The organism is Variovorax sp. KK3, assembly GCF_001984055.1.
GTDB lineage: Bacteria > Pseudomonadota > Gammaproteobacteria > Burkholderiales > Burkholderiaceae_C > Variovorax.
Genome location: NZ_LYVO01000135.1, coordinates 1 through 9888, shown reverse-complemented (window position 1 = coordinate 9888; position 9888 = coordinate 1). Strand labels below are relative to the sequence as shown.

At 67.5% G+C, this 9888-nt stretch carries 6 protein-coding genes and 1 riboswitch; of the genes, 3 read left to right on the top strand and 3 right to left on the bottom strand.

The window, feature by feature from the left end; all coding sequences use genetic code 11:
* Positions 1-102 precede the first annotated feature (102 nt).
* Positions 103-576 (top strand): type IV pilin protein, encoded by a 474-nt coding sequence (locus B0W80_RS32955; RefSeq protein WP_077003355.1) that lies wholly within the window; start codon positions 103-105, stop codon positions 574-576.
* 49 nt (positions 577-625) lie between these two features.
* On the opposite strand, the gene nrdR is transcribed toward B0W80_RS32955, so the two are convergent.
* The 3 genes from nrdR to B0W80_RS32940 all read right to left on the bottom strand — a co-directional run bounded on the left by nrdR (position 626) and on the right by B0W80_RS32940 (position 3392).
* Positions 626-1069 carry a transcriptional regulator NrdR gene (nrdR, locus tag B0W80_RS32950; protein ID WP_077003354.1) on the bottom strand — a complete coding sequence of 148 codons (444 nt, stop codon included), beginning with the start codon at positions 1067-1069 and terminating at the stop codon, positions 626-628.
* Between the two features lie 27 nt (positions 1070-1096).
* A complete protein-coding gene (gene glyA, locus B0W80_RS32945) occupies positions 1097-2344 on the bottom strand; it encodes a serine hydroxymethyltransferase (protein WP_077003353.1) in 1248 nt (415 codons plus the stop codon).
* Between the two features lie 43 nt (positions 2345-2387).
* Positions 2388-2514, bottom strand: a riboswitch (ZMP/ZTP riboswitch).
* A gap of 38 nt (positions 2515-2552) precedes the next feature.
* Positions 2553-3392, bottom strand: coding sequence for a lytic transglycosylase domain-containing protein (locus B0W80_RS32940; RefSeq protein ID WP_077003352.1), 840 nt, complete (start codon positions 3390-3392; stop codon positions 2553-2555).
* A 603-nt stretch (positions 3393-3995) separates the two neighbouring features.
* Between B0W80_RS32940 and B0W80_RS32935 the strand changes: the two genes are divergently transcribed.
* Complete coding sequence (locus B0W80_RS32935) at positions 3996-7811, top strand: DUF748 domain-containing protein (RefSeq protein WP_077003351.1); 3816 nt, start codon at positions 3996-3998, stop codon at positions 7809-7811.
* 107 nt (positions 7812-7918) lie between these two features.
* A partial coding sequence (locus B0W80_RS32930; protein ID WP_077003356.1) for a DUF349 domain-containing protein occupies positions 7919-9888 on the top strand: 1970 nt, incomplete at its 3' end.

The window sequence follows — 9888 nt, the reverse complement described above, 5'->3', positions numbered from 1 at the left end:
GGGGGGTCGAGTACAGGCTCGGGCAGCGAACTTACCAACCTGAGTGGCAAGCCCGTCAAGCGCCAGTGGCGCCAGATCGCCTCTCCCCCCGCGTATTGAGCCATGGCACCAAAGAACCCAATTCGCAGCAGGCGGCGAGGCTTCACGCTTGGCTTCACCCTTATCGAGGTGATGATCGTTGTCGCCATCGTTGCCATCCTCGCAGCGATCGCCTATCCCAGCTACATCGAATCCGTCCGCAAGTCGCGGCGCGCCGAGGCCCGTGCCCAGTTGCTGGAAACGGCCCAATACATGCAGCGCTTCTACTCGCAGAACGACAGCTTCAAGTTCTCAGTCGGGAAAGACACGGCGATGAACCTGCCCACCGCCTTGACGGCGGTTCCGCGGCAGGGCACCCAGACCTACACCATCGCGTTCGTGAAAGACTCGCTGACCCCCAGCTCGTTCGGCCTCGAAGCCTCACCGATGGGCACGATGACGGGTGATCGGTGCGGCAAGCTGTTGCTCGACAACACCGGCAAGCGCGATATCGCCGACAGCAAGGCCGGCGTCAGCGTCGACGACTGCTGGCGCTGAGCGGTCTGGTCGGCTGGGTGGAGCTGGTCGACCCAGTGGACCTGGTCGATCAGATGTCGCGCAGCAACTGCCGAAACTCGTCGACGTCCTCGAAGCTCCGGTACACCGAGGCAAAGCGGACGTAGGCGACCTTGTCCATGCGCTTGAGTTCGCGCATGACCAGCTCACCCACCTTGGTCGACTCGATCTCCCGCAAACCGCTGGACAGCAGCTTCTGATCGATGCGCAGCAGGGCGTGATCGATCTGCTCGATGCTGACCGGCCGCTTGCGCAGCGCCAGCATCATCGAGGCGCGAACCTTCTTGGCGTCGTAGTCGGCACGGCTGCCGTCTTTCTTGACGACCACCGGAAAGTTGACGTCCGGCCGCTCGTACGTGGTGAAGCGCTTTTCGCAAGTGCCGCACTGCCGGCGGCGCCGCACGAAGTCGGCATCTTCCGACACGCGGGTCTCGACGACCTGCGTTTCGAGGTGGCCGCAGAAAGGGCACTTCATGCGGATGCCGGCGCGGGCGCCATGGGCTTAAGAACGGTAGACCGGGAAGCGGCTGGTCAGCGCATGGACCTTGGCGCGCACCGCTTCGATCGTGGCGGGGTCACGCGGGTTGTCCAGCACGTCGGCGATCAGGTTCGCGGTGATGCGTGCTTCCTCGTCCTTGAACCCGCGCGTCGTCAGCGCCGGCGTGCCGATGCGTACACCGCTGGTCACCATCGGCTTCTCGGGGTCGTTGGGAATGGCGTTCTTGTTGATCGTCATGTGGGCGCTGCCCAGCACGGCCTCCGCTTCCTTGCCGGTGATGCCCTTGGCGCGCAGGTCGACCAGCATCACGTGGCTTTCGGTGCGGCCGCTCACGATGCGCAGGCCGCGCTCGGTCAGCGTTTCGGCCACGATGCGGGCGTTGGTCACCACCTGCTGCTGGTAGGCCTTGAACTCGGGCGAAAGCGCTTCCTTGAAAGCCACCGCCTTGGCAGCGATCACATGCATCAGCGGGCCGCCCTGCAAGCCCGGGAAGATCGCGCTGTTGATCGCCTTCTCGTGCTGCGACTTCATCAGGATGATGCCGCCGCGCGGTCCGCGCAGGCTCTTGTGCGTCGTGGAAGTGACCACGTCTGCATGCGGAACCGGGTTGGGATACACGCCCGCCGCCACCAGGCCGGCATAGTGCGCGATATCGACCATGAAGATCGCGCCGACGTCCTTGGCCACCTTGGCGAAGCGCTCGAAATCGATGCGCAGCGAATAGGCCGATGCGCCGGCGATGATGAGCTTGGGCATGTGCTCATGCGCCTTGCGCTCCATGGCGTCGTAGTCGATTTCTTCCTTGTCGTTCAGCCCGTAGCTCACCACGTTGAACCACTTGCCGCTCATGTTCAGCGGCATGCCGTGCGTGAGATGGCCGCCTTCGGCGAGGCTCATGCCCATGATGGTGTCGCCGGGCTTGAGAAAGGCCAGCATCACGGCCTCGTTGGCCGATGCGCCGCAATGGGGCTGCACGTTCGCGGCGTCGGCGCCGAACAGTTGCTTGACGCGGTCGATGGCCAGTTGCTCGGCCACGTCGACGTGCTCGCAGCCGCCGTAGTAGCGCTTGCCGGGGTAGCCCTCGGCGTACTTGTTGGTGAGCTGGGAGCCCTGCGCGGCCATGACGGCCGGGGAGGCATAGTTTTCGCTCGCGATCAGCTCGATGTGCTGTTCCTGGCGAAGGTTTTCGGCCTGGATCGCGGCAAAGATTTCGGGATCGGTCTGTTCGACCAGGGTCTGGCGGTGGTACATGGCAGTCCTTTTGAGAACGATGGTCCTTGTTCTTCAACCAAACAAGGGCTGCCCAGGCGAACGGCTGAACGCCTGCTCTGACCGCAGGCGGCGCGCTTCCCAGTGGTCATCCACGTCAGCGCAGGTCACCTCGGGGGGTGCTGCGCCTATCGCCAGTCGCGCGCCGTGGGAGTGTAGCCGACGGCGAAGGCCATCGCGGCGGCAAGGCCTACAGCTCGGCCATGGCCACGACCTTCTGAGGCGTGGCGGATTCCGGCTTCGCCGGAGCGACCACCGGCAGTGGCTGAGCCCGCATGCCGGGCGGCGTGGGGGTGGCGTTGGTAGAGGGCGCCCGGCCCGCGATGACCTGCTGCAGACGTGCATGCTCGGCCAGCACTTTGCTCGCGTAGCCGCCGTCCTCCGCCAGGTTGGCGGCGCCGACGTAGTACTTGAGTCCGCCCTCGAGCGAACCGGCGCGCGAGATGCATTCCTGCAGCACTTTCACGCCCACGCGCATGTTGGTGACGGGGTCGAATGCCGTCAGCGTGCCGCCGGCGCTTTCGTACTTTTCGCCGTGCACGCGGGTCATGACCTGCATGAGGCCCTGGGCACCCACATGGCTCTGGGCGAAGGGGTTGAAGCTGGATTCGACCGCCATGATGGCGAGGATCAGGGTGGGGTCGAGCTTCGTGCTCTTGCCGAGTTCGAAGGCCTCGGACACCAGCACGCTCAGCGGCTCGACGGCAACGCGGTACTTCTTGCTGAGCCAATAGGCGACCGCCGCCTGCGACTTCGGCAGCTCGTGGGGGCTGGCGGCTGTGGTGCGGTCGATGGCGGTGGGCTCGAGGTTGCTGACCTCCGGTGGCGGCTTGCGCGATTGCAGCCAGCCCATCAGATGTTCTTCACCGGACTTCTGCAGGTCCGGCCGCGCCATCAGGGCCAGCGCGGCAAAAACGGTTGCCAAGCCGAGCAGGGCGAAGCCGTTGTGGGTCACTTCAAAAAAGCCGTCTGCCACGTCGGACACGAATGTCCGCAGCCCGCGGGCTGTGGCGCCAAACGCCTGTTTCATCGCTCTTCCTCCTTCTGTGCGGCACCTGCATCGCAACGCCGGGGGAGGGCGAAGCTACTCGGCGGCGGCGCTTTGTGGATTGGTTCGAGTCAGGTTCCGCGCTGAAAGTGGGAGTGAGGTGCGCGGGAGCCTGATATAAGCCGAAAGTATTCGGCGGCGGTATCGGTGCAATCCCGGCCCGGGGGTAGGGGGCTCAGGACAGCGGGCATTCTAGGAGCCGCTTAATATCCGGTCAAGAATAAGAATGTGATAGTTTATTTCTGAAGAAGCTTAAGCAGGCGCCGTGAATCGATGTTCGGCGACCCATTGAAAAGCTTATTTGCAATCTCGGCGGCGCAGGCCTACCCTCAATGGGCCTGATGTTTCAGGCGTTGAACCGAGGTCCGGCAACCGCACGAATGAATCGAGCGGTTCAGCGGCCGAGGCCCCACGGCGGCAATCTCTTGCTGCCAGCATGACCGGAACAATCCAACTTCCGGTCGAGCGAAAAGATGGCATGGGCGTCGCGCCCGCCATCGAGCCCGGAGGCCGGACGTCAAGTCGGGCAGCCGGGCTTTCTACTTTCTGGGAAGCGTCTTCGGTTTGGGGCAAACTCGCTCTCCGATGAATGCTGCTTCGCTCCGACAAAACAAGTGGGTCAGGCGGGCGGCGCTGGCGTTGCTGGTGCTGTTCGCGTTCTGGGTGCTGGCCTGGCTGGTCGTCCCACCCATCGCCAAGAGCCAGATCCAGAAGATCGCGACCGAGAAGCTCGGCCGGCAGGTCACGGTCGGCAAGATCGACTTCAAGCCCTGGACCCTCGAGCTCACGCTGAACGACCTGAAGGTCGCGACGGCCGACGGCAGCCGCTCGCAGGTCGCCGTGTCTCGGGTGTATGCCGATGCCGAACTGCAGTCGATCGTCCGCCTCGCCCCCGTCATCGACGCGATCGCCATCGACGGCCCGGCCATCCTGCTGACCCATCTGGCGGACGGCAAATACGACATCGACGACATCCTGGCCAAGCTGGCCAGCGCCCCCGAAGCGCCCAAGAGCGAACCGCCGCGCTTCGCCATCTACAACATCGCGATCACCAACGGCACGGTCGACTTCGACGACCAGACCGTCAAGCGCAAGCACGAGCTGCGCGATTTCGTGCTCAAGGTGCCTTTTCTGAGCAACCTGCCGTCGCAGCGCGAGATCAAGACCGAGCCCAAGCTGGCCTTCGTGCTCAACGGCAGCGCATTCGATTCGGCGGCGCTCAGCACGCCCTTCGCCGACAACCGCAAGACGGATGCCCAGATCAGCTTCAAGGACCTGGACCTCGCGCCGTACCTGGGCTACGTGCCCGGCGGCCTGCCGGTGGGCCTGCGCGCCGGCAAGCTCGATGCAGACCTCAAGCTCGACTTCGTCCAGGCTGCGACCGCGGGCCTGAAGATCACCGGGACGGTGGCGGCGCACAGCATCCAGCTTGCGGATTCGCAGGCGCACGACCTGCTGCGCTTCGACTCGCTCAAGCTGGCGCTGGCCGACGTCCGCCCGCTGGAGCGCGTGGTGCATTTGAGCGAGGTGGCGCTGGCCGCACCGCAACTGGTGGTGGCCCGCGACGCGGCCGGCAAGCTCAACCTGTTGCCGACCGGCGAGCCGGCGGACGCGGCAGCCAAGGCGCCCGCGATCCCACCACCGAACGGCGAAGCCGGCGCCAAGCCGCCGGCTCAGCCCGGCTGGCGGGTTCAGGTCGACAAACTCGCGATGTCCGGCGGCGAAATCGGTTGGCGAGACCAGAGCCTGCAGCCTGCTGCGGCCATCGACGTGAAGCAGCTCCAGTTCGAAGCCAGCGCCATCACCTGGCCGATGGAGAAGCCCGCCGTCTTCAGCGGCTCCACCTCGGTCGGCGACGCCGCGCTCAAATTCAGCGGCGAAGCCACCGACAAGGTAGCCAAGGTGCAGGCCGAGGTCGACGCGCTGCCGCTGTCACTGGCGGCGCCGTACCTGGCCCAGAGCCTGGAGCCCACGCTCGACGGCAAGCTCAGCGGTCAGGTGGAGGTGGCCTGGAGTCAGCCCGACCTGAAGTTCAAGGCCAGCCGTGTCGCCATCGATGGCCTGGCCCTCACGCAGGCCAAGACCGCGTTGGCCAGCGTCGGCCGCTTCGAGCTGCGCGACGCCGAAGCCGACATGAGCAGCCACGCGCTGAGCATCGGTTCGTTCACTGCGACCGGCCCCAAGGTGCTCATCGAGCGCGACAACGAGAAGCGCTGGATGTTCGAGCGCTGGCTGAAGTCGCCACCGGGTGGCAGCCAGGCCAACAGCGGCGACGCCAAGGTGGCCGCGCCCAAGAATCCGAATGCCGCCGGGGCTGCGCCCGGCGCCAACCCCAAGCCCTGGGCCTTGACCATCGGCAACGTGGCGGTCGACAACGGCTCGCTCTCGTATTCCGACAAGGCCGGCGCGACGCCGGTGGCCTTCGAGGTCAGCGCGCTCAAGCTCAGTGCCCAGAAGATCGCGCCCGACACGGCCACCGTGTCGCCGCTGCAGCTGTCCGGCCGCATCGGGGCCGGCCGCGCGGAGGCGGGCCGCTTCGACTACAAGGGCTCTCTGGTGCTCAAGCCGATCGCGGCCGAGGGCAGGCTGGAAGTCGTGTCCATTCCGGCGCATGCCTTCAAGGCCTATTACGCCGATGCCCTGAACATCGACGTCCGCCGTGCCGTCGCCAGCTATCGCGGCACGGTCAAATACCAGACCGCACCAGCCGGCATGAGCGTCAAGCTGGCTGGCGACACCGCGCTGGAAGACTTCCGCGCCAACAGCGGGGCGCTGACCCAGTCCGCCGGACAGGCGGCGCGCAGCGATCGGCTGCTGAGCTGGAAGACCCTGAACCTGCGCGGCCTGCAGGTCAACATGGCGCCCAACACGCCGCTGTCGGTCGACGTGCGCGAGACCACGTTGAGCGACTTTTTCGCGCGCGTGATCATCGACCCGAACGGTCGGCTCAACCTTCAGGACCTCACCCGCAAGCCCGGCGATCCTGCGCCGGCCCCAGCCGCGGAGACGAGCACGCGGCGCAGCCTGGGCGGTACGACGACGACCACCACCACCAGCACCGCCGCGGCAGCCAGGCGCCCGCCGGCTTCTGGCGGCGCACCGGTGCCCGCCGAGGCGATGGTCGGCGGCGGGCCGGCCGCGGCCGCGCCGGCGCCCGCTGCCGTGGCCAAGGCCTCCGAGCCCGCGGCCGGGGGCCTCGCGCCCGTCATCAACTTCGGCCCGATGAGCCTGGTCAACGGCCGCATCGACTTCAGCGACCTCTTCGTCAAGCCCAACTATTCGGCCGACCTCAGCGAGCTGACCGGCAAACTCAGCGCTTTTTCGTCGAAGCCGCAGGGCGACCGCCCCGCGCTGGCAGATCTGGAACTGCGCGGCAAGGCCCAGCAAACCGCCTCGCTCGAAATCACCGGCAAGCTCAACCCGCTGGTCAAGCCGCTGGAGCTGGACATCACCGCGAAGATGCGCGAGCTCGACTTGCCGCCTCTGTCGCCGTACTCGGTGCGCTACGCCGGGCACGGCATCGAGCGCGGCAAGCTCAGCATGGAGGTCAACTACAAGATCACGCCCGAGGGCCAGCTCACTGCCAGCAACAAGCTGGTGCTCAACCAGCTGCAGTTCGGCGACGAAGTGCAGGGCGCGCCCAACAGCCTGCCGGTGCGGCTGGCCGTGGCGCTGCTGGCCGACCGCAACGGCGTGATCGACATCGACTTCCCGATCAGCGGCTCGCTCAACGACCCGCAGTTCAGCGTCGGCCCGCTGATCCTGAAGGCCATCGTCAACCTGATCGTCAAGGCGGCCACCGCGCCCTTCGCGCTGCTGACGGGTGGGCTCGGCGGCGGCGGCGGCGACTCGAGCACGGTGCCTTTCGCGCCCGGCAGCGCCGCCGTGTCGGCGGAGGCGAAGCAGAGCCTCGACAAGGTCGCGAAGGCGCTGACCGACCGGCCTGCGCTGCGCATGACGGTCGTGGGCACCGCCAGCCTGCAGCAGGAGCGTGAGGCCTACCAGCGCCAGCGCGTACGCGACATGGCGCAGGCCGAGAAGCGCCGCGCCGCCGTGCGCGCCAACCAGGACGCCGCCGACGTGCCGCCGCTGACCGACGCCGAATACCCCGAGTTGCTGACCGCCGTCTACAAGCGGTCCGACCTCGGCAGCAAGCCGCGCAACGTGATCGGCCTGGCGAAGGACGTTCCGGTCAAGGAGATGGAAGACCTGCTGATGGCCAGCGTTGCGGTCGACGAGGAGTCGATGCGCCAGCTCGCCGTTCAGCGCGGCGCTGCCGTTCGCGACTACCTTCTGGCGCAGAAGCTGCCCAGCGAGCGGCTGTTCCTCGGCGCGGTTCGTACGCAGGCCGCCGGGCCCGATTGGAAGCCCGGCGCAGAGCTGAATCTGGCCACCCGCTAAGGAAGCTGGAAAGCACCCGCCGCATTCGGCGAAAATGGCGATGTGCGCCGGCCTTTGCCGGCGCCTTCGCTTTTTACTTCACCCACCCGTTCACGTTCATTCGCGCAGTGACTTCAACTTCGACCAAGCCCCACGACCTCCAGTCCCTCGACACGATGACCGGCGGCGCCTTCACTGCGCCGACCTCGGGCGAGCGCGCACAGCGCATCCGTGATTGGCTGGCAGGCAACCCCGCGTCCGAGCAGATGCAGGAAGTGTTCAAGGAACTGAGCGGCCGCGACAAGGGCGCCGCGCGCCTGCTGCGCGAGAAGCTCGACGAGCTCAAGCGCGCCCGCGGCCAGGAGGCCATCGCGGCCGAATGGGCGCAGAAGGCAGAAGCGCTGATCGCCCAGCCCAAACTCAACATCGCCGACGCATTGGCCTGGCAACGAGACGCCGCCAAGGCCGGCGCGCCGCTGTCGCGCGAGCCGCTCACCGGCTTCAAGGCCCGGCTGGCCGAGCGCGTGAAGGGTATCGAAGACCTGCAGCACCGCGCGCAGGTACACCGCGAGGCTGCCGTGCTGCTGGCACAGCGCTTCGAAGTGCTGTCCACCAAGGGCTGGCGCGACGCGCAAGCCGCCGAAGAGGCCTTGCGCGCGGACGTCGGCCACTGGCAGCAGCAGGCCGGCGAGATCTCGGCCGACGAAAACTGGAACAGCCTCGACGCCCGGTTCGCGCCGCAGTTGGAGCAATCCAAGTCGCAGTTGCTGGTGGTGTCCGATGCCTTCCACCAGGCCCTGGCGCAGACCGTGGCCGCCGCCGAGAACACCGAGGCGCCGCTGCCGCCCGTCCCCGTCTGGGCCGACGAGTTGCGCATCGCCCGCGGCGGCAGCGCCGAGGCCGCGCCGGCACCGCAGAAGCCGGCCGCGCCCAAGGTCGACCCCGAGAAGCGCGCTGCCGCGCAGGCCGCCGTGCAGGCCGCGCTGGGCCGGCTCGAGCAGGAAACGGCCGAGGGCCACGGCAGGGCCAGTGCCGGCGCCGCCGCCGCGCTGCGCGCCGTGCTCAAGGAACATGGCCGGCTCGTCGATTCGGCGCTCGAAGCGCGTGTGCATGCGGCCCTGATCGCTGCCGGCGAACTCGAAGGCTGGCAACGCTGGAGCGCCGACAAGGTGCGCGAAGACCTGGTCGCCAAGGCCGAAGCCCTGCTCAAGCGCCCCGAGGGCCAGGCCCTGGGCGGTCGCAAGATGCAGGAAACCCTGCGCAGCCTGCGTGAGCAATGGAAGCAGGCCGACCAGGGCGGCGTGCCCAATCACGCCCTGTGGAAGCGCTTCGACGAAGCCTGCAACGAGGCTCACAAGGTCGTCGAAGCCTGGCTCGACAAGGTTCGGGCGGACGCGGCGGAGCACCGCACGCAGCGCCTGGCGCTCATCGAGGAAGTGAAGGCCTGGGCCGAGGCGCAGGCTGGTGCAGCCGACCTCAAGGGCTACAACCGCGCGCTGCATCAGTTCGCCGACCGCTGGCGCGATGCCGGCCACGTGGGCGAGAAGGTGTTCGCCGAATTGCAGCCGCAGTGGAATGCGGCCTTCGGCGTGGCACGCGCGCCCTTCGAGCTTGCGCAGAAGGCCAGTGTGGAGCGTCGTCAGGGGATGATCGCCGAGGCGACCGAACTCGGCGCCGCGCCCATGCTGCGCATCGATGCCGTCAAGGCGCTGCAGCAGCGCTGGCAGGCCGAGGCGCAAGGCGTGCCGCTCGATCGCCGGCAAGAACAGAAGCTGTGGGACGCCTTCCGCGCCCCGATCGACGAGGCTTTCAACCGCAAGAGCGCCGAGCGCGAGAAGGCGGCGGCTGCGATGAGCGAGCACGACCGCTACGTGCTCGATGCCTCGAAGGCGGTCGAGGCCGCCAATGCGACCGGCGACGCGCAGAAGATCCGCGCCGCGGTGGCGCAACTCGAGGCCGCGATCCGGGGCGAGGCGCCCAAGATCGCGCCCGCCGCTGCTGCTGCTGCTGCTGCGCCCGCAGCGCCTGTGGCACCCGCCACCGCGGCAGCCGATGGTCCGTCGGTAGGCGCGACCGAAGTTGTCGCGCCGGGCCAGGC